Source organism: Cupriavidus plantarum (assembly GCF_905397285.1).
GTDB lineage: Bacteria > Pseudomonadota > Gammaproteobacteria > Burkholderiales > Burkholderiaceae > Cupriavidus > Cupriavidus plantarum.
Genome location: NZ_CAJPUX010000001.1, coordinates 1,097,457 through 1,114,894, shown reverse-complemented (window position 1 = coordinate 1,114,894; position 17,438 = coordinate 1,097,457). Strand labels below are relative to the sequence as shown.

The window sequence follows — 17,438 nt, the reverse complement described above, 5'->3', positions numbered from 1 at the left end:
CATGGCAACCGTAGTCGTCATCGACGACGAAACCATGAATGCCGATGCCCTGGCGTTCATGCTCTCCGCCGAGGGTGTGCGCGTCGTCACGGCCGCGGACGGCGCGGAAGGCCTGCGCGTGATCGCCACGGAGTCGCCGGACGTCGTCGTCACGGACTTCATGATGCCCGTCATGACGGGATTCGAGCTCGCTCGCGCGTTACGCACGGAGCCGCAGTACGCCGCCTACGCGAACCTGCCGCTCATCCTCCTGACCGCCGCGCAGGCCCAGATCGGCCGCAGCCATCCGGACCTGTTCGATGCCGTGCTGGAGAAACCCTGCCCGCCCACCGAGGTCATCGCGACCGTGCTCGCGTGGGTCGGCAAGCGGAGCAGGCAAGGCGACGAGGACGCGCCGGCCGGCCAAGCGCCAAAAACGCCATGAACCTCGCGGGTGGCGGCGCCAATGCCATCCAGCCGATGGAACTCGGCTTCTTCTCGTCGCTGGTGGCGGCGGGCAGCCTCAGCGCCGCGGCGCGTGACCTCGGCGTGTCCACCGCGGCCGTCAGCAAGCGGCTCTCGCAAATGGAAGCGCGGCTCGGCATGCCGCTCGTGGTTCGCACGACCCGGCGCATGAGCCTGACGCCGGAGGGCGAAGTCCTGCTCGAACATGCGCGGCGCATCCTTGCCGATATCGACGACCTCCAGCAACTGCTGTCGAACGCAGCGGGACGGCCCAGCGGCCTGCTGCGCGTGAACGCGACGCTCGGCTTCGGCCGCATGCACCTCGCGCCGGTCATCGCCGAGTACAGCCGCATGTATCCGGACGTCGATGTCCAGCTGCAACTGTCGGCGGACCCGCCGCCGCTGTCGGAAGACGCGTTCGACGTTTGCGTGCGATTCGGGGAACCGCCCGATGCGCGCATCATCGCGCGCAAGCTCGCGCCGAATCGCCGCCTGCTGTGCGCATCGCCGAGGTACCTGCGCGAGCACGGCGAGCCCGCGACGCCGGGTGATCTGCTGCGTCACAACTGCATCGGCATTCGCCAGGGCAGCGATGCCTATGGCGTCTGGCGTCTGACGCCGCTCAAGGGCGGCAAGTCACGCACGGAGACCATTCACGTGCGCGGCAACCTGACCACGAACGATGGTGAAATCGCGGTAACGTGGGCCCTCGGCGGCCTCGGCATCGTGATGCGCGCGGAATGGGATATCGAGCGCTATCTGCGCAGCGGGCGGCTCGTACAGGTCCTCCCGCAGTACGCGACGCCGGAAGCGGACATCTATGCCGTGTATCCGCACCGGCACCGGCTCTCGTCACGCATCCGGCTGTTCGTCGACTTTCTGGCGGCGCGGTTTGCGAAGCTGGGCCACTAGCGCCCCCTCCGCTTCCAGCCAGGTGCGGAACGTCGAAATCAACGGGTCGCCCTCACGCGGCTCAGGCACATAGGTGCAGTAGCTGCGCGACGGCAGCCGCGGCCCCGCAAAGGGCAACACGAGCCGCCCCGCGTCCACATCGCCCGCGACGAGCGCGCTCGGCGCCACCGCCACGCCGACGCCATCGATCGCGGCCTGTATCGTCAGATAGAAGTGGTCGAGCGTCATCGACGACGCGGGCCGCAGCGCGGGCAGACCGGCCTTCGCCAGCCAGTCCGGCCACAATCGCGGCAGGCTCGTCGTATGCAGGAGCGTATGCCGCTCGAGATCCGGGGGCTCGCGCAACCGCCCGCGCTTCTTCAGCGCGGGACTGCACACCGGCACGCGCTCCTCGCTCAGGAACGGCCGCATCACGTACCCATAGAACGTATCGGGTCCGCCCCGCACGATCAGGTCGTAGTCGCCCGTGAGACTTTCGACGGGCTCGTTCGACGTATCCATCGTGATCTCGACATCGGGATGCGCGGCCCGGAACGCCGCGAGCCGCGGCACGAGCCATCGCAGGGCAAACGTGGCCGACGCGTTGATCGACAACGCGCGCTGCGCGGCCCTCGGCAACCCATATCGCGAGGTCGATTGCGCGAGATGCGCGAACAACGGCCCGATATCGTCGAGATACGCACGCGCGGCGGCCGTGAGCGCAACGCCCCGATGCTGACGCTCGAACAAGGGCGCGCCGAGCCATTCCTCGAGAATCCGCACCTGCTGGCTCACAGCCCCCTGCGTGACATGCAGCTCGGCCGCCGCCTCCTTGAAGCTGCCCAATCGTCCCGCCGCTTCGAACGCGCGCAGGGCGTTGAGCGGCGGCAGTTTCGGCATGACCGGCTTCATCGCTTTAGCTTTTCTATCGCAAAGGGCCAATTTATCTGGTTTGCGGCAGCGCTACAAGATAGTTATTCTGCTTCGGACGCTTCAGACCCCGTATCTCCACCCTCCTCACGCGAAGGACCCCATGTTTGGCATGACCGGAGGCCTCGTCCTGCTGGCCGCAGTCCTCCACGCAAGCTGGAACGCCCTGCTCCACGGCAACCCCGATCGCGCGCTGTCGATGACATGGATGAGCATGGCCATCGCGCTCGTCGCCACGATCGTCGTGACGCAGGTCCCGCTACCGTCCGCCGCGGCATGGCCCTACATTATCGCCTCGGGGCTCGTGCATAACGTGTACAACCTCGCGCTGATCCAGTCGTACAAGCGCGGCGATCTCGGGCAGGCCTATCCGATCGCGCGCGGCACCTCGCCATTGCTCGTCGCGCTTGGGGCGGCGCTCTTCGCGGGCGAGCACATCCACCCGCTGCATGCGTTCGGCGTGCTGCTGGTCTCAGCCGGCATCATTGCGCTCGCGCTGCAACGCAGCCACACCTCGCGCACGGGCATCGTCATCGCGCTGGTCACGGGCGCGACGATCGCGCTGTATACGGTAATCGACGGCATCGGGGTCCGGCACACGGACGGCCAGGCGGTCGCCTATACCGCATGGATGTTCGTGTTCTACTGGGCCATGCCGGTATGGTTCATCGCAACGCGGGGCGCGCGAGCGCTATGGTCCCCGGTCCGCACGAATCCGGCCTCCATCGGCGCGTCGATCGGCGGCGGCCTGCTGTCCATCGCCGCGTATGGCATCGTCATCTGGGCGCTGCAGTCGGACGCCATGGGCGGCGTCTCCGCCCTGCGCGAAACGAGTGTCGTCTTCGCCGTCCTGATTGGCCGCGTCGCCTTGAAAGAATCCGTCAGCGCAATGCGATGGGCCGCATGCACCGTGGTCACGGCAGGCGCAATATGCCTCGGGGTATGACAGACCGACCGTATGACAGACCGACACATTGCGCAGCGCCGCGCCATGACGCAATATTCCCTCATCACGTGGAGAACTCCAGAATGACCACCGCTTCCGCATCCCCCCTGATCCTGATTACCGGCGGCAGCCGCGGCGTGGGCGCCGCCACGGCAAGGCTCGCCGCGGCGAAGGGCTATGACGTGGCGATCAGCTACGTCTCGAACGAGTCCGCCGCGGAAGCGGTTGTTGCGGACATCAAGGCCACCGGCCGCCGCGCGCTGGCCGTTCGTGCCGACAGCGCGGACCCCAGGCAGGTCGCCGGGCTGTTCGAGGCCATCGACCAGAAGTTCGGCCGCCTCGACGTCCTCGTGAACAACGCCGCGATGCTGTCGCTGCAATCGCGGCTGGAAGACCTGAGCTACGACCGCATGCAACGCATCTTCGCGGTGAATACGATCGGCCCCATCCTCTGCGCGCAACAGGCGATCAAGCGCATGTCCCATCGCCACAACGGCAAGGGCGGCTCCATCGTCAATGTGTCGTCGGCGGCGGCCAGACTCGGCAGCCCCAACGAGTACATCGACTATGCGGCCTCGAAAGGCGCGCTGGAGACGTTCACCACGGGGCTTGCCAAGGAGCTCGCCCGCGAAGGCATCCGCGTCAACTGCGTGCGCCCCGGCCATATCTATACCGAGATGCACGCCAGCGGCGGCGAACCGGGCCGCGTGGACCGCGTCAAGGATTCGATCCCGATGGGCCGCGGCGGCCAGCCGGAAGAAGTCGCGCGCGCGATCCTGTGGCTGGCCAGCGAGGAGGCGTCGTTCGTGACGGGGACGTTCCTGGACGCGACCGGAGGAAAGTGAGCGCCGTGCGCTCGCCGCCGTTATCCGCCCGCCCCCTCAGCTGACCGGGTCGGTTGTTCGGTCCGTGGTCGGCGCAAGACGGTTGCCCTTGCCGCGCGTAGCGAGCCAGCAAAGGATCGACCCCGCCACGACCATCGCCGCGCCCTTCCAGAATGCGAACGACAGCGGCGCGCGCAGCAGCGCCGCCGCGAGCGCGGCGGACAGCACGGGAATGAAATAGGACGCGCCGGCGAGCACCGTCACGTTGCCGTGCAGGATGCCGACGTTCCACGCGGCATACCCAAACCCCATCGCGCAAGCGGCCAGCACGAGATAGACCAGACCCGCAACGCTGAAGGCCATGGTCTCGCCACCGGTGAACAGGTGCTTGCCCCACAGGACGAGCGCGGTCAGGATGAAGAACAGCGTCACCGCATTCTTGCCCTGCGCGATGCGAGCCGTCACCGCGCAGTACCCCGCCCAGATGATCGCGCCCGCAAACGCCAGTCCATAGCTCAGCGGATTGTCCCGAATGTTGTTCGCCATGCTCGCGACATCGAGGCCCACATCGCCACCCAGCACGGCGCACACACCCAGTATCGCCATGGCGACGCCGGGCACGATCCACGCATTCGCCCGCTGCCCGTTGAACAGGATAGCCGCCAGCATGGTGAACGTCGGCCAAAGGTAATTGACCATCCCCACCTCGATCGCCTGCCGCCCGGTATTGGCATACCCGATCGACAACGACAGGCATACCTCATACGAGACGAACAACAGACTGCCCCAGACGAGGTAAGCGCGCGGCAATACCTTCCACCGCACCGGCCCCACCGAGAACCACAGCAGCACGGACGCTACCGTATAGATCAGGGCCGCCCCGCCCGTGGCCCCGAAATGACCACTGACACCGCGGATCAGGCCGACGATCGAACTCCAGAGAACGACCGCGAGGAGTCCGATGAGGGTGGCTTGTTTCGAGGTGAGCATGGGCACTGCCGGGGTGATGACCGAAAGCCCGCCATTCTACTGGGTGGCAATCGCTCCTAGTTCCCGCAACGCGTCGGCGTCCAGCTTCAACTCGGCCGCCTGGAGATTCTCCCGAAGATGCGCGATCGAGGATGTGCCGGGAATGAGCAAGACATTCGGCGCGCGATGCAGCAGCCATGCCAACGCGACCTGCATGGGCGTGGCATCCAGACGCGCGGCGACTTGCGTCAGCTTGTCCGACTGGATCGGCGAGAATCCGCCCAGCGGGAAGAACGGCACGAAAGCGATATTTTCTTCCGCTAGCTCGTCGATCGAGGCATCGTCGGCGCGGCTCACCAGGTTGTAGTGGTTCTGCACACACACGATGGGAGCGATGGATCTCGCATCCCGCACCTGCTTCGACGTCGCGTTCGACAGTCCGATATGGCGCAGCTTGCCAGCGTCTTGCAGCCTGGCCAGGGCCTCCATCTGCGGCTCGATGGACCCTTCCGCCGGTTTGTGGATATCGCCAACGATGCGCAGGTTCACGACATCGATGGCATCCAGACCGAGGTTACGCAGATTGTCCTCGACCCCGCGCCGCAGGTCGTCCGGTTCGAATGCCGGCAACCACGCACCCTTGTCGTCTCGCACCGCGCCGACCTTCGTCACGATCGTCAGGTCGGAGGGATACGGGTGGAGCGCCTCGCGGATGATTTTGTTGGTGACGTGCGGTCCGTAGAAGTCACTGGTGTCGATGTGGTTCACCCCTGCCTCCAGCGCGGCTCGCAGGACGGCGATCGCCCCGGCATGGTCCCTGGGTGGACCGAAGACGCCGGGTCCCGCCAGCTGCATCGCGCCATAACCCATGCGGTTCACTTCGCGCCCGGCGAGCTTGTATGTCCTGTTCATCATGGCTCCTTGACTGTGTCGATGCCCCATTATGCTGAGCTTGTACTGTGCAGAAAATAGCTCTACATTGCACGGGTCGTTAAAGAAAATGAACAATCGAACGCGGGACTAAACGACAACGTGGATTAAAACGTGGATAAAACGTGGACTACAACGACCTTGCCGCATTCGTTGCCGTAGTGAAGGCCGGCGGCTTCCGCGACGCCGCGCGCGCACGGGGTGTATCGGCCTCCAGCCTTTCCATCGCCATCCGGCGGCTGGAGGCCCGGCTCGATCTGCGATTGCTGAACCGTACGACACGCAGCGTCGCGGCGACAGAAGCGGGGCAACGGCTGCTAGAAAGACTCACGCCGTTGTTCGGCGAAATGGAAGCGGCCCTCGACGTGCTGAACCGCTACCGCGACTCGCCGAGCGGAACGCTGCGGTTGAACGTTCCCGCGAGCGCCGCGCGGACGCTCTTGCCGCAACTGTTGCCCGAGTTCCTGCGCGCGTATCGCGATATTCGCGTCGAAGTCGTGGTGGAGGATGGGTTCGTCGATCTCCTGTCGATCGGGTGCGACGCGGGCATCCGGTACGACGAAGCCCTTGAGCAGGACATGATCGCCTTACCCATCGGTCCGCGCTTCCAGCAGTTCACGACGGCAGCATCTCCCGCATACCTCGCGGAGTACGGGACGCCGGCCCACCCGCGCGAGCTGCTATCCCATATGACGTTACGGGGGCAGTTTTCAGGGGGCGCCAAACCTGCCTGGCAATTCGAGCGCGATGGAGAAGTGGTGCGTATCGATGCCCCGTCCCGCCTGCTCGTGCGACCCGGAGCGGCGTTGGGGCTGATCATCGAATCGGCGGTGGCGGGCCTGGGCATCGTGCATCTGTTCGAGGAGATGCTGCAACCCGCTGTGGAATCGGGGGCGTTGGTCCCTATCCTCACGGACTGGAAACAGCGGTTCCCCGGCCCGTTCCTCTACTACGCGGGCCGCAGGCATATCCCCGCGCCCCTGGCCGCGTTCATCGACTGGATCAGAGCACGCAATCCGGGATCGCCAGACCTATCCCCTCTCCGAGGTTAGAGCCAGAGCCGGCGTGCCGACTGACGCTCTTCGGTGGCTCGCCATAGGCTCGCAGGAATGCGCGCCGCATACGGTCCCGATCGAAGAACCCCGTATCCCGGGCGATCAGGTCCATCGAATACCGTCCTGACTCGAGCATGGCCTTCGCCGCTTCGAGCCTGAGCATCTCGACGGCCTTCGCCGGGGACAAGCCCGTTTCTTCGCGAAATACCCGGCTGAATTGCCTTGGCGACAAGCGCGCCGCATCGGCCAGCTCTTCGACGGTGAGCGGGCTGCGCAGATGCTCCTTGGCGTAGGTCAACGCCAGCCTGACGCGATCGCTGCGCGGCTTGAGCTCAAGCAACGCGGACAACTGCGGCTGACAGCCGGTCCGGCGGTGGTAGACAACGAGGCGGCGCGCCACGTTCAATGCGATCGCCGCCCCATGGTCGTCCTCCACGAGCGCGAGCGCGAGGTCGATCGCCGCGGACATGCCTGCGGATGTCCAGATCTGTCCATCCCGAACAAAGATCCGGTCCTCGTCTACCCGCACGCCGGGAAACCGCTCCTGCAACAGCCGCGCGTATAGCCAGTGCGTCGTCGCCGTGCGCCCATCCAGCAAGCCCGCCTCCGCAAGCGCGAACGTCCCGGTGGAAAAAGCGGCGATGCGCTTCGACAGACCGGCCGCCCGCGACAGGGAAGCCTTCACGATATCGGGGGTTGTCGCCGGCGCGTTCGCACCCGCGACGATCAGCGTATCCGGTATCGTCTCCAGCGGCTCGGTTTCGATACCCAGCCGGATCGTGGAACGCACCAGACCGCCTTGCGGCGACAGAATGGAGATGCGATAGCCTTCTTCCCCGAGCTCGGCGTTCGCGAGATCGAACACCGATAGCGCAGACAGGGCAATCAACTGAAAATCGTGCTCCAGAATCAGGCCTATTCTGCGCATGACGCGTTCACCGTGCACCGGTCAGATGAAGGTGAAAACGGACTCCCGGGGAAGACGGGACTTCGGAAGACTGGCGTTGAAGTCCTTGTCGCTGCGCTGACCCAACGCCACCAGCACGACGCTCGTCAGCCCGCGCTCGCGCAACCCCAGTTCCGCATCCAACGCGGAGGCCGAAAAGCCCTCCATCGGCGTCGCGTCGATGCCGAGCACCGCGGCACCTAGCAACAACCCGCCCAGCGCCAGGTAGACCTGCTTCTCCATCCATTGCGGCACATCGCGCAGTTCATAGCGGTGGATGTCAACGTAGGTCCGGCGGCTCTTGTCCTGCCCCTCGCGCGCACCCGGAATCTGGAATCGACCGTCCTCGTCCTCCTGCTTCAGGATGGCCCGAATATGCGCATCGTCCATATCCACGCGCATGCATAGCGCGACGACATGCGAGGCGTCGACAATCTTGGGATGGTTGTAGGCAAACGTGCCGGTCGCCGCCTTGCCAATCTTGTCGCGCCCCTCGGGCGTCGAAGCCACGACGAAGTGCCAGGGCTGGGAGTTGACGGAGGACGGGCTGTGATGGAGCAGGGACAGCAACGTGTCGATCTGCTCCTGTGGCAGCGTGTGTCCGCTCTCGAATGCCTTGACGGTATGACGGGAGAGAATGGCGTCGGCGAGTTTCATTTTTTCCTCTATCGATTGAAAATAGCTGTCCCGCCGTCGTGCACGGCGGGGCCGGCTCAGAAGCCTTCCAGCACGATCTTTCCGCGTGCGCGCCCGCTTTCGAGCAAGGCATGTGCGCGCCGGAGGTTCTCTGCCGTGATCGCGCCGAAGTGTTCCCCCGTGGTCGTTCGCAGCACGCCCTGATCGATCAGCGTACTCACACGATTCAGAATTTCCTGCTGCCGCACCATGTCCGTCGTTTCAAAGAGCGAGCGCGTGAACATCAGTTCCCAGTGAAGCGAAATCGCCTTGCGCTTCAGCGGCATGGCGTCCAGCGTGTCGGGATCGTCGATCACCGCAAGCCGGCCCTGCGGCGCCAGCGCCTTCACGATTTCCGCGTAATGCCTGTCCGTATGGGTCAGGCTTGCCACATAGTCCACCTCCGGCACCCCGATATCGCGCAGTCCCTCATGCAGCGGCCGCGAATGATCGACGACATCGTGCGCGCCCAGGTCGCGCACCCACGACACGGTCTCCGGGCGGGAAGCGGTAGCAATCACGCGAAGCCCGGTCAGGCGGCGTGCCAGTTGCGTGAGAATCGAGCCCACGCCGCCTGCGCCACCCACGATGAGGAGCGATTTGCCCTCGCCGCCACCTTCCGGAATCTCCAGCCGATCGAATAGCAGTTCCCAGGCGGTCAGTGAAGTCAACGGGAGTGCCGCCGCGTCGGCGTCCGTGAGGCTCGCCGGCTTTTTGCCCGCGATGCGCTCGTCAACGAGGCCGTATTCCGCATAGGCGCCAGGACGTGCGATGGAACCCGCGTAGAACACGTCGTCGCCGGGCCGGAACGCCGTGACCATCGTGCCCACGGCTTCCACCGTACCGACGGCGTCCCATCCCACGATGCGGGGCGTCTCGGTAGGGGAGCCCATTCGCACCTTCATGTCCACGGGGTTGACCGCGATCGCGCGAATCTTCACCAGAAGATCCCGCGGCCCGGGCTCGGGCTTGTCGAGCTGGGTTTCGTACAACGACTTCGTATCGGAGATAGGGAGGCCGTGCTGGCTGTAAACGATAGCTTTCATGGTGATTCTCTTGATTCTATGGATTGATTCGCGTGGTCGTACTCAGAAGGCACCGACTTCCCGGGCCGCGTCCACGGGATCTCGACCCTGCCGGGAGATCAGGTAATCGATCGAACTGATCATCCCGTTACCCGGCCGCAGCGTACGGAGCGCCTCGACGGCGGCCGCGGGCAGCGTGCCGAGACGATCCTTCCGCGCGACGAGCGTTGCATCGTCGACACCGCCCAGGAGACCCAACGGATCCTCAAGCGTACGAATGTGGTGCGTCTCGTGCAGGAACTGCGGTTGCCACAACGGAACGATCGCCCATTGACGCGCCTCGACGGCCTGCTCGTACGCGCGGACGCAATCGTCGAGCGTGCCATTCTCGAACGCATACCCATGCCGCGAGAGGTCATATTGCTCGAGTACCTTCCGGGAGAAACGGCTGATACCGGCGCCGGGGCCGATGCCCTGAATGCGCTTGTTCATCCGCGAGACGACGCCCGGCTTTGCGAGATCCCAGATGGAGCCGACGGATTCGGCCGGCACATAATCCGGCACGCCCCAGAAGGCATAGGGTCGATACAGCACGGTCAGCTTTTCCACCTCGTGCGCGATCGGGTCCAGGTAGATGCCATGGCTCGATGGCAGCCAGGCACTGCACAACAGGTCGCCCTCGCCCGACCTGAAAAGCTCGAAGGCCTTCTCGTGCGGGGCAAGCCGCTCTCGCGTCGCGACACCAAAATTCTCGAGCGTTGCGCGCACGAGCCCTGTCGCTGCCCGGTGGAATGACAAATCGATCGTAATGATCGTGATATCGGCCGCCATTTGTTTTCTCTCGAACGTCGTATCTCGGATGCCATCGTTCCATAACGCCGAGTGCTTATCACCATGTGGCGGGCGGAAGGAGTTTCACTGTTTCGAGGAAAATCCAATCGTCGCATCGTGATACGGTGACGTCGTCGGCGGGAATCGACCGCTGCATGAAGCAACATTAGTCCGAAGCTTGAGCGCGAAAAACCGCGTGGACCCGAATAGAACGTTCGTCCGTGCTGGACAATCCATACGGGCGGCCGATGTGCGACAATCCCCCGCGGTCTTCCCTAGCGAATATCCCCGCTTCACCATCCGTAACGAAAGAGTAATGGCCAGCGATTTCAAGACAATGGACGCGAATTCAGTCGTCTACATCATCGACGACGATGAAGGCACCCGCACCTCGTTGACGAATCTCTTGCGCTCCGTGGGTTTTGTCGCACGCAGCTTCGAAGGCACTGCAGCCTTCAAGGCTTTCGATAAACCCGACGTGCCTAGCTGCCTGCTACTCGATGTCCGCCTGCGCGGCGAGAGCGGACTGTTCTTCCATCAGCAGGAAAAGAAGACGCAGCGCATCCCGATCATTTTCATGACCGGCTTTGCGGACGTCAGCATCTGCATCAGGGCGATGAAAGCGGGGGCTTCGGATTTCCTGATCAAGCCGCTCGCGGACCAGGACGTGATCGATTCGGTCACGGCGGCGCTGGCGGTCGACAAGGCTCGGCTCGATACGGAGCGCGTGCGAAACGGATTGCTCGAGGCCTATGGCTCCCTCACCTCCCGCGAGCGCGAGGTGCTGGCCTATGTCATCGGCGGTTCGATGAACAAGCAGATTGCCGCGGAGATCGGGATCAGCGAGATCACCGTGAAGGTGCATCGCGGCACCGCCATGCGCAAGATGAATGCGACTTCGCTGGCCGACATGGTGCGAAAGGCGGAGGCGATCGGCCTCGAACCCATCTTCTGCTAGGCCTCCACGGGCTTGACCCCACCGCCCGTCCCTCGCGCCTGCAACGCGGAGACGCGCCACACCGCGGCCACGGCCGCAAAGCCCGCCACAGCGATGTACCATGCCGCAGCCATTCTCGTAGATGCCAGCATGTTCCAAGAGGCCACGACCGCGGGCGCCGTACTGCCGAACAGGGCGACGCCAACGGAATAGATCAGCGCTAGCGTCGCGGCACGGCGCTTCGGATCGACGGCCATCAACAGCATCGCCACGGTAGGCGCTGCCGCCAGGCAACTCATGGTGGTGACGACCACGATGCCGATCGCGAACGACAACGCCTGGCCATCGCGCGCGGCCAGGTACGTGGGCACGACGGCGACCACGGTCAGCAGCCGCGCGGTCACGACGATACGGCCGAATCCCCAGCGATCCGAAAGCCAGCCACCCAGCACGGAAGCGAGCACGGTCACCGTGCCGAGAGCGATCGTCACCAGGAACGACTCCCCGATCGTGGGGCGTGATCCGGCCAGCTCGAACGGCGCCGTAAAGGTCGCGATATAGGTGGGCACCGTGCCGCCCGCGATGAGCAGCGTGCCCCAGACGAGAGCGTTCCAGCCTCCCAAATGCCCCCCCGAACCGGGCGGAGGCGAGCCACCCGAACCGAGCGGAGGCGTCCGCACGCCCTCGGAAACGGCTCGCTCGGGCACGTGCAGCGAGTGACGCAGCCAGAGTTGTACCGGCACCATCGATGCGCCGAGCACAAATGGAATGCGCCATCCCCACTCACCCATCTGCTGAACGGAGAGCTGGCTGTTCAGTACCGCGCCGCAGACCCCCGCAGCCGCGAGCGCGAGGCCCTGGCCCGCGAGCAGCCAGCCGCAGTACAGCCCTCTTCGACGCGGCGCGCAGTGTTCCGTCAACAGCGCCCCCGCCGCCCCCATTTCTCCACCGACGGCGAACCCCTGGATCATGCGGCACAACACCAACAGAATGGGGGCGACGATGCCTGCCGTTTCATAGCGGGGAATCGCCGCCATGCCCAGCGTGCCGGCGGTGATCAGCGTTGCCGTCAGCAGCAGCGCCGGCTTGCGTCCCGCGCGGTCCGCGTACGAACCGAGCACGATGGCACCGATTGGCCTGAGCAGGAAGCCGGTGGCGAAGGCGCCGAATGTCGCGATCGACGAAAGCGCCGGTTGATCGTGCGGGAAGAATGTCGCGGCGATATACGCCGCGAAAACCGCGAAGGCAAAGTAGTCGAAAAACTCCAGCGCATTCGCGAGGACAACGGTCACGACCGCCCGGGTGGGAATGCTCATCGGGAACGGACCGCGCCGGGAAGGGTGAAGTGGAACGACGTGCCGGTCCCTGAGGCAGTATCCACCCAGATCCGGCCACCATGCGCTTCCACGATCGACCTGGAGATGGACAGCCCCATGCCCATGCCTTCCTGCTTGGAGGTCGCAAAAGGCTGGAACAGCATGCCTGCTGCCTGTGCGTCAATACCGAGGCCGGTATCGGTCACGCTGAATACGACCATCTCGCCCTCGTCCGGCCGTGCCGTCAATGTCAGCCGCCGCTCCACGGCGTCTCCCGCACTGGCGATGGCTTGCACGCCGTTGACCAGCAGATTGCTGAGGACCTGCTGCAGTTGCACCCGATCGACGAAGACCGCCAGACCGGGGGTCACGTTCGTTTCCACGGCGATGCTCTTCTCTCTGGCCTCCGCGGCGATCAGCCGCACGGCGGCGTCGATGATCTCTTCCGCCGCATGCATCCTCGCCTGTACGGGTGTCCGCGCCATGAAGCCCCGCAGCTTGTGACAAATGTCCGTCGTGTCGCGCGCCCACCGGGCGGCGTCCCGTATCGACGTCATGGCCTCTTCGAGTTCCGGTTCATCGCGGTTGAGCCATCGCAACGCTGCTTCTACCGACGTGCGGGTGGCCGACAACGGCTGGCTGATCTCGTGGGTGATGGAGGCCGCCAGCTGGCCGACGAGCGAAATCCGCCCCGCCCGCGCAAGCTCGGCGCGCATCGTTTCGATCCGATCGATGTTCTCCTGATACTCGGTAATGTCGAAAGCATAGAAGTGCAACCGCCTGTATCGCTCGGGATCGCGGGGCAGCGAGCAGCGCCATACGATAGGGATGCTGCGGCCGCCAAACGAGGTCAGCATGCGCTCGCCCTGGCACGCCGTATCGCCATTGAACATCGCCCGGAGAACCTGTTCGTTGCTGCGCCGGCTAGCGGGAAGGAGTTTCTTCGCCCGGGCAAAGAACGCGTCCTTCGACTCCGCCTCGAACAGCGTGACGACGGCTTCGTTGGCATCCACGAACCTGTGGTGCGTTTCGCGCAGATGTTGAATCGCGTCGGGATGACGGTCCAGATACGCGTCAAGATCCGTCACGCCGCTGGCGCGCAGGTCATCCACCCAGAGACGAATGCCGTACCAGTCTTCGATAAGGATCGGAATCGGGGCGAGTTGAAACGTCTCATCGGGGATGACGGTCGACGAGGAATTTCCGGTCGATAATGGATCGCGGTCGTGGTCACGCATTGGAGTTGTTGGAGGTTCCGCGAGCAGGCGGCGATTATACGAAAGTATCCCTACGCTTGCCTTACATTGTGGCGGAAGTCCTTTTGCCACAAGGGATCCGGAGAGCCGTCGCGGGGCATGTCGGCAACCTAAGGCCATGCATCGCGATACGTGCGTATAAGTGCCATGGCGCCTTGATTGCGCTAATGTCCGCGGCAAGCCCCGACAATTCCGCTGTCCACCTGCCGCCTGCAGCGCTAACGCCAACTCTCCGTGCCCCTCAAAACCGTCTGCATCATCGACGACGAGTTATCCGTTCGCCGTGCCACTGGCGCCCTGGTCAGGTCTCTAGGCTGGAGCGCCGATTTTTTTTCTTCCGCGGACAGCTTTCTTGCGACCGTCGAGCGCAGTGCCTATGCGTGCCTCATTTGCGATATCGAATTGGGCGCGACATCGGGCCTCGACCTGCAGCGCCGGCTGCGCGGCATGGGCGATACGACGCCAATGATCTTCGTCACGGCACATGGCACGCCCAGGAACGTCGCCCTGGCCCTCGCGGAGGGCGCGGTATGCGTCCTCGACAAGCCGGTCGATCCCGAGGCGCTGATCGCCCAGTTGACGCGCATCATGTCACCGGCGGACCGATAAGCACGGACGGCGCCGTCACGTGCCAAAGCCTCGCCGACCTTATACCAACGTGTCGCGGTGCTTGCGCCAATCGAGACTTTTCCCTGGCAATAGCGGCGCTTAGACTTCAACCCGAACCTAACAATGGCATGAACGGGGGAAGGTCATGGAACGCATGCTGCAGGCGATGGAGGTATTCACCCGCATCGTGGAGTGCAGGAATTTCACCAGGGCATCGGACCTGCTGGGCATTCCCAAAGCCTCGACGAGCCTGCTGATCCAGCAACTCGAGGCGCATCTCGGTACACGCCTGCTGCACCGGACGACGCGCCACGTCAGTCCGACCGCCGTCGGCCTTGCGTACTACGACCATTGCCTTCGCGTGCTGGACGAGATCACCAACATGCGGGCGCGGATCGGCGCGGAGTCTCGTGAAGCTCGTGGCCGCCTGCGCGTGGAAATGCCCGGTGACATCGCGCGCCAGACGATGCCCTACATCGGCCGGTTCCAGCGAGACTTCCCCGCGATCGCGCTTCACATCTCGGCACCGGCACCGACACCGGCAACGGGCTCCGACATGCGCCGCGATGGCATCGACTGCGCCGTGAAGGTCGGCTCGCTCGACGACTCCTCTCAATACAGCCGAAGTGTCGGCACTTACCAGCGCATCACCGTGGCCAGTCCGGCATATCTGTCCAGTCGCGCGGCGCCGCATGCTTTCCATCCGGTCGAGTCCATCGTGTTCTCGGACCTGGACCTCATGCTGGAGTACGGCCTCCATGACGCCGGCATCGTGCAGATCTGGGACGTCGCGGCGGCGCCGCACCTCGCCAGTGGCCGGCTCAGAGAACTCTCCGCCGATCAGCGTCCGCCGGCATTGCCGGTGCAGGCCGTTTTCTCCTGCCGGACGAGGGAGTCCGCGTGCCTGCGTGTTTTCGTCGACTGGCTCACCGAAACGCTGGGCGCGCTGAATCAGGCGATCGTCACCCGGCGTGGCGGGTCAGGGGACGTCCTCCCGTTCCCCGCGACGGCACGGTTGACGGCGAAGGCGCCCGCGCCCATTGCCCACGCCCGGACAATTTAGAACCGATCGGTTTAAAATGTCATTTTCTCGATTCCGAGTGGGTGACATCATGGGCCGCACGCGCAAATTCAGCCGCGAGGGAGTGCTTGAAAAGGCTCTCCCGGTGTTCTGGAAGTATGGTTTTTCGGGGACGTCGCTGCCGCAGCTCGAGCAGGCGACGGGGGTTAACAAGTCGGGGTTGTACGCCGAGTTCAAGGACAAGGAGGACCTGTTTATCAGCGCCCTCGAGTACTACTACGAGCACCGCGGGGCGCCAGAGATCCTGGGTGCAGCGCCGAAGGGCTGGGACAATATCGAACGGTTCCTGCATCTCGGCGACCTCCAGCCGGACGGTTGCATCGGCTGCTTCTCCGTCAACGCCCTCCGGGAGATTCCCTCGCTGTCCGACCGCGCGCGGGACGTACTGGCCGCGTCGCATCGGCGCCTGCTGCCGCTGATCGTCGAGAACATCGAGGCCGAGCATCCCAGACTTGCGGCGGAGGTCATCGCGGACATCGTGATGGTCTTTTTCTCGGGCTACTGCATCGAGAACAATCTGCCGCCGGAGGCGCGGCAGGATGCCATCACGCATTTCATGCAGGCATTGCGGTCCTTGTGATCGCGTTACGCGCGGCGCCTGACCGCGCGCCTCCCCTCCTTACGCCTCCACGTCGTCCGCACCAAAAATATTTTTTGAACTGATCGGTTCTTTTTCCTTGCCAAGCCCCTCGGGTCGTCGTATATTGAACCGGTCGGTTCAATATACGACTCAGACATCAACAGACGAGGACAACGACCGTGGCATTGAAAATCTATCCCATCAATCTCGGCAACATGGCGCTGGACGCCAGCGCGCTCGTGCCGTTCCGCGACCCGGGCAAGCAAGTCACGATCCCGATTCTGGGGTTCCTGATTCTCGGCGGCGAGGAACCCATTCTCGTCGATACGGGCTCGCGCAGCGCCGAACAATACGAACCGTTCGGTCTGCCGTACGAGGTCACGGAGCAGATGACGCTGCCCTACCACCTTGCCCAACACGGCCTCAAGCTCGGGGACATCCGCCACATCATCCATACCCATGCGCACATCGACCATGTCGGCATGACCGACCTGTTCCCGATGCGCACCACCGTCGGCATCTCGCGGCGTGAACTGGAGTTCGCGGCATCCGGCTTAATGGGGCCGCTCATGTACACCGCCGCCGATACGAAGCATCTGATCGATCGCCTGCATACGCGCGGCGCGCTGCGACTGTTCGATGTCGATGGCACCTTCGAGGAAGAGGTCATCCCCGGCGTCGCCGTCCGGCTGTCGGGCGGCCATACGCCAGGCTCCCTTTCCGTGCTCGTGGAAACCGATGCGGGCATCGCCAACATCAGCGGCGATATTGCCTACAGCGTGCAGGACCAGCTGATCGACCCGCTCCTCGACCAGGCCGCGCATGAGCCCACGATCAGCGCGAACCGTGCCATGTCCACGCTCGACGAGAAGAAGGCCATCAAGCGCGCCCTCTCCGACAGTCGATTCCTGCTGCCGAGCCATGACAAGCCGGCGCTCATTCGCGGCGGCAAGGTCGTAGCCGTGATGCATGACGCGATCTCGAACCCGCTCGCCGACGTGACGCGCGTGGATGCCTACACCCCTGTCGCGGAGGCCTGACATGCATCGACTCCATCCGCGCGTTGCGCTCGGCCTGCTGATCGTCCTCGGCGGCGCGGCAAGCCTTGTCGCAGACGGCATCTCGATGGCCATGCGCCTGCTCCTCTCCGCCTGACCGTGCTCGCGCCAAAGGCACGGCATTCGAACCCGACC

At 64.4% G+C, this 17,438-nt stretch carries 19 protein-coding genes; 10 read left to right on the top strand and 9 right to left on the bottom strand.

Annotated features, from left to right (window positions below; translation table 11 throughout):
- The first annotated feature begins 1 nt into the window (after position 1).
- On the top strand, positions 2–424 hold the full coding sequence (locus KHP16_RS05155) for a response regulator (RefSeq protein ID WP_109581487.1): 423 nt from the start codon (positions 2–4) through the stop codon (positions 422–424).
- Positions 421–1,356, top strand: coding sequence for a LysR family transcriptional regulator (locus KHP16_RS05150; protein ID WP_211959693.1), 936 nt, complete (start codon positions 421–423; stop codon positions 1,354–1,356). The genes KHP16_RS05155 and KHP16_RS05150 overlap by 4 nt, the downstream gene beginning before the upstream one ends.
- Here the strand turns inward: KHP16_RS05150 and gcvA are convergent.
- Positions 1,297–2,235: a transcriptional regulator GcvA gene (gene gcvA / locus KHP16_RS05145; RefSeq protein WP_415831139.1), complete on the bottom strand. Its 939-nt coding sequence runs from the start codon at positions 2,233–2,235 to the stop codon at positions 1,297–1,299. The two genes, KHP16_RS05150 and gcvA, sit on opposite strands and share 60 nt — an antisense overlap.
- 133 nt (positions 2,236–2,368) lie before the next feature.
- Here gcvA and KHP16_RS05140 point away from each other — a divergent pair, with 133 nt between their 5' ends.
- Both KHP16_RS05140 and KHP16_RS05135 read left to right on the top strand, forming a co-directional pair.
- The gene (locus tag KHP16_RS05140; protein WP_211959691.1) at positions 2,369–3,211 is read left to right on the top strand and encodes a DMT family transporter; all 843 of its coding nucleotides are present in this window, start codon (positions 2,369–2,371) and stop codon (positions 3,209–3,211) included.
- 83 nt (positions 3,212–3,294) lie between these two features.
- Positions 3,295–4,056: an SDR family oxidoreductase gene (locus KHP16_RS05135; protein ID WP_115952051.1), complete on the top strand. Its 762-nt coding sequence runs from the start codon at positions 3,295–3,297 to the stop codon at positions 4,054–4,056.
- Positions 4,057–4,092: 36 nt separating this feature from the next.
- Here KHP16_RS05135 and yddG read toward each other — a convergent pair whose 3' ends face one another.
- Together yddG and KHP16_RS05125 are read right to left on the bottom strand one after the other, a co-directional pair.
- Positions 4,093–5,025: an aromatic amino acid DMT transporter YddG gene (yddG, locus tag KHP16_RS05130; protein ID WP_211959690.1), complete on the bottom strand. Its 933-nt coding sequence runs from the start codon at positions 5,023–5,025 to the stop codon at positions 4,093–4,095.
- A gap of 36 nt (positions 5,026–5,061) precedes the next feature.
- Positions 5,062–5,919 (bottom strand): aldo/keto reductase family oxidoreductase, encoded by an 858-nt coding sequence (locus KHP16_RS05125; RefSeq protein WP_211959689.1) that lies wholly within the window; start codon positions 5,917–5,919, stop codon positions 5,062–5,064.
- A 140-nt stretch (positions 5,920–6,059) separates the two neighbouring features.
- On the opposite strand from KHP16_RS05125, the gene KHP16_RS05120 reads away from it, so the two are divergent.
- Positions 6,060–6,986 (top strand): LysR family transcriptional regulator, encoded by a 927-nt coding sequence (locus tag KHP16_RS05120; protein WP_211959688.1) that lies wholly within the window; start codon positions 6,060–6,062, stop codon positions 6,984–6,986.
- Here KHP16_RS05120 and KHP16_RS05115 read toward each other — a convergent pair.
- The 4 genes from KHP16_RS05115 to KHP16_RS05100 are packed head-to-tail and all read right to left on the bottom strand — an operon-like array spanning position 6,937 to position 10,466.
- Positions 6,937–7,917, bottom strand: coding sequence for a GlxA family transcriptional regulator (locus KHP16_RS05115; RefSeq protein WP_211959687.1), 981 nt, complete (start codon positions 7,915–7,917; stop codon positions 6,937–6,939). The two genes, KHP16_RS05120 and KHP16_RS05115, sit on opposite strands and share 50 nt — an antisense overlap.
- A gap of 21 nt (positions 7,918–7,938) precedes the next feature.
- A complete protein-coding gene (nfsB, locus tag KHP16_RS05110; protein ID WP_109581495.1) occupies positions 7,939–8,592 on the bottom strand; it encodes an oxygen-insensitive NAD(P)H nitroreductase in 654 nt (217 codons plus the stop codon).
- 56 nt (positions 8,593–8,648) lie between these two features.
- Complete coding sequence (locus KHP16_RS05105) at positions 8,649–9,656, bottom strand: zinc-binding alcohol dehydrogenase family protein (RefSeq protein ID WP_109581496.1); 1,008 nt, start codon at positions 9,654–9,656, stop codon at positions 8,649–8,651.
- 42 nt (positions 9,657–9,698) lie between these two features.
- Positions 9,699–10,466 carry a glycine betaine ABC transporter substrate-binding protein gene (locus KHP16_RS05100; protein WP_211959686.1) on the bottom strand — a complete coding sequence of 256 codons (768 nt, stop codon included), beginning with the start codon at positions 10,464–10,466 and terminating at the stop codon, positions 9,699–9,701.
- A gap of 250 nt (positions 10,467–10,716) precedes the next feature.
- On the opposite strand from KHP16_RS05100, the gene KHP16_RS05095 reads away from it, so the two are divergent.
- Positions 10,717–11,424, top strand: a complete 708-nt coding sequence (locus tag KHP16_RS05095) for a response regulator transcription factor (RefSeq protein WP_342344349.1) — start codon at positions 10,717–10,719, stop codon at positions 11,422–11,424.
- Here KHP16_RS05095 and KHP16_RS05090 read toward each other — a convergent pair.
- Both KHP16_RS05090 and KHP16_RS05085 read right to left on the bottom strand, forming a co-directional pair.
- Positions 11,421–12,719, bottom strand: coding sequence for an MFS transporter (locus tag KHP16_RS05090; RefSeq protein ID WP_211959685.1), 1,299 nt, complete (start codon positions 12,717–12,719; stop codon positions 11,421–11,423). The two genes, KHP16_RS05095 and KHP16_RS05090, sit on opposite strands and share 4 nt — an antisense overlap.
- Complete coding sequence (locus KHP16_RS05085; protein ID WP_211959684.1) at positions 12,716–13,957, bottom strand: sensor histidine kinase; 1,242 nt, start codon at positions 13,955–13,957, stop codon at positions 12,716–12,718. The genes KHP16_RS05090 and KHP16_RS05085 overlap by 4 nt, the downstream gene beginning before the upstream one ends.
- 252 nt (positions 13,958–14,209) lie before the next feature.
- Here KHP16_RS05085 and KHP16_RS05080 point away from each other — a divergent pair, with 252 nt between their 5' ends.
- The 4 genes from KHP16_RS05080 (at position 14,210) to KHP16_RS05065 (ending at position 17,285) form a co-directional block, all read left to right on the top strand.
- The gene (locus KHP16_RS05080; RefSeq protein WP_109581501.1) at positions 14,210–14,584 is read left to right on the top strand and encodes a response regulator transcription factor; all 375 of its coding nucleotides are present in this window, start codon (positions 14,210–14,212) and stop codon (positions 14,582–14,584) included.
- Positions 14,585–14,729: 145 nt separating this feature from the next.
- Positions 14,730–15,647, top strand: a complete 918-nt coding sequence (locus tag KHP16_RS05075; protein ID WP_211959683.1) for a LysR family transcriptional regulator — start codon at positions 14,730–14,732, stop codon at positions 15,645–15,647.
- Between the two features lie 37 nt (positions 15,648–15,684).
- Positions 15,685–16,245: a TetR/AcrR family transcriptional regulator gene (locus KHP16_RS05070; protein ID WP_244835642.1), complete on the top strand. Its 561-nt coding sequence runs from the start codon at positions 15,685–15,687 to the stop codon at positions 16,243–16,245.
- 179 nt (positions 16,246–16,424) lie between these two features.
- Positions 16,425–17,285 carry an N-acyl homoserine lactonase family protein gene (locus tag KHP16_RS05065; protein WP_211959682.1) on the top strand — a complete coding sequence of 287 codons (861 nt, stop codon included), beginning with the start codon at positions 16,425–16,427 and terminating at the stop codon, positions 17,283–17,285.
- The last annotated feature ends 153 nt before the right edge of the window (positions 17,286–17,438 follow it).

Bases quoted from the DNA above. Each gene is read 5' to 3' on its own strand.
- KHP16_RS05155 (WP_109581487.1), top strand. From the start codon at position 2: ATGGCAACCGTAGTCGTCATCGACGACGAAACCATGAATGCCGATGCC.
- KHP16_RS05150 (WP_211959693.1), top strand. From the start codon at position 421: ATGAACCTCGCGGGTGGCGGCGCCAATGCCATCCAGCCGATGGAACTC.
- gcvA (WP_415831139.1), bottom strand. From the start codon at position 2,235: ATGCCGAAACTGCCGCCGCTCAACGCCCTGCGCGCGTTCGAAGCGGCG.
- KHP16_RS05140 (WP_211959691.1), top strand. From the start codon at position 2,369: ATGTTTGGCATGACCGGAGGCCTCGTCCTGCTGGCCGCAGTCCTCCAC.
- KHP16_RS05135 (WP_115952051.1), top strand. From the start codon at position 3,295: ATGACCACCGCTTCCGCATCCCCCCTGATCCTGATTACCGGCGGCAGC.
- yddG (WP_211959690.1), bottom strand. From the start codon at position 5,025: ATGCTCACCTCGAAACAAGCCACCCTCATCGGACTCCTCGCGGTCGTT.
- KHP16_RS05125 (WP_211959689.1), bottom strand. From the start codon at position 5,919: ATGATGAACAGGACATACAAGCTCGCCGGGCGCGAAGTGAACCGCATG.
- KHP16_RS05115 (WP_211959687.1), bottom strand. From the start codon at position 7,917: ATGCGCAGAATAGGCCTGATTCTGGAGCACGATTTTCAGTTGATTGCC.
- nfsB (WP_109581495.1), bottom strand. From the start codon at position 8,592: ATGAAACTCGCCGACGCCATTCTCTCCCGTCATACCGTCAAGGCATTC.
- KHP16_RS05105 (WP_109581496.1), bottom strand. From the start codon at position 9,656: ATGAAAGCTATCGTTTACAGCCAGCACGGCCTCCCTATCTCCGATACG.
- KHP16_RS05100 (WP_211959686.1), bottom strand. From the start codon at position 10,466: ATGGCGGCCGATATCACGATCATTACGATCGATTTGTCATTCCACCGG.
- KHP16_RS05090 (WP_211959685.1), bottom strand. From the start codon at position 12,719: ATGAGCATTCCCACCCGGGCGGTCGTGACCGTTGTCCTCGCGAATGCG.
- KHP16_RS05085 (WP_211959684.1), bottom strand. From the start codon at position 13,957: ATGCGTGACCACGACCGCGATCCATTATCGACCGGAAATTCCTCGTCG.
- KHP16_RS05075 (WP_211959683.1), top strand. From the start codon at position 14,730: ATGGAACGCATGCTGCAGGCGATGGAGGTATTCACCCGCATCGTGGAG.